Source organism: Clostridium massiliamazoniense (assembly GCF_001403635.1).
Taxonomy (GTDB): domain Bacteria; phylum Bacillota; class Clostridia; order Clostridiales; family Clostridiaceae; genus Sarcina; species Sarcina massiliamazoniense.
In genome coordinates this window covers 1-1,198 of the sequence record NZ_LN879463.1, presented here as the reverse complement: position 1 = coordinate 1,198, position 1,198 = coordinate 1, and the positions used below count along the sequence as shown (strand labels likewise).

Genomic DNA, 1,198 nt, shown 5'->3' with positions numbered 1-1,198 from the left:
ACGATGTCAAAGGCAAAATTCGAAAGAAGTAAACCACACGTAAATATTGGAACAATCGGTCACGTAGACCACGGTAAAACTACATTAACAGCTGCTATAACAAGTGTATTAGCAACTCAAGGTGGAGCTGAAGCTTTCAAATATGATGAAATAGATAAAGCACCAGAAGAAAAAGAAAGAGGAATCACAATCAACAGTGCTCACGTTGAATACGAAACAGCAAACAGACACTACGCTCACGTAGACTGTCCAGGACACGCTGACTACGTTAAGAACATGATCACAGGAGCTGCTCAAATGGACGGAGCTATATTAGTATGTTCAGCTGCAGACGGCCCAATGCCTCAAACAAGAGAGCACATCCTATTAGCATCAAGAGTTGGAGTTGACTACATCGTAGTATTCTTAAACAAAGCTGATATGGTTGACGACGAAGAATTATTAGAATTAGTTGAAATGGAAGTAAGAGAGTTATTAAACGAGTACAACTTCCCAGGAGACGATATCCCAGTAATAAAAGGATCAGCTTTAAGAGCTTTAGAAAACCCAGCAGATGCAGAAGCAACAGCTTGTATCAATGAGTTAATGGAAGCAGTAGATAGCTACATCCCAACACCAGAAAGAGCTACAGATAAAGCATTCTTAATGCCTGTAGAAGATGTATTTACAATCACTGGTAGAGGAACAGTTGCAACAGGAAGAGTTGAAAGCGGAGTTCTTCACGTATCAGACGAAGTAGAAATCGTTGGATTAAAAGAAGAAAGCAGAAAAGTAGTAATCACAGGAATAGAAATGTTCAGAAAATTACTAGATGAAGCACAAGCTGGAGACAACATAGGAGCATTATTAAGAGGTGTTCAAAGAGACGAGATCGAAAGAGGTCAAGTTTTAGCAAAAGTTGGATCAATCAAACCACATACAAAATTCGTAGGTCAAGTATACGTACTTAAAAAAGAAGAAGGTGGAAGACATACTCCATTCTTCGATGGATATAGACCACAATTCTACTTCAGAACAACTGACGTAACAGGATCAATAAAATTACCAGAAGGAATGGAAATGGTAATGCCAGGAGATCACATCGATATGGACGTTGAATTAATTCACCCAGTAGCTATGGATGAAGGATTAAGATTCGCGATCAGAGAAGGTGGAAGAACTGTAGGATCAGGAGTTGTTACTAAGGTAGCAGAATAAT

1 protein-coding gene is annotated in these 1,198 nt (G+C 39.1%); it reads left to right on the top strand.

What is annotated here, in order from left to right:
- Positions 1-3: 3 nt before the first annotated feature.
- Positions 4-1,197 (top strand): elongation factor Tu, encoded by a 1,194-nt coding sequence (gene tuf, locus ARA19_RS00275; protein ID WP_055068975.1) that lies wholly within the window; start codon positions 4-6, stop codon positions 1,195-1,197.
- Position 1,198 lies beyond the last annotated feature (1 nt).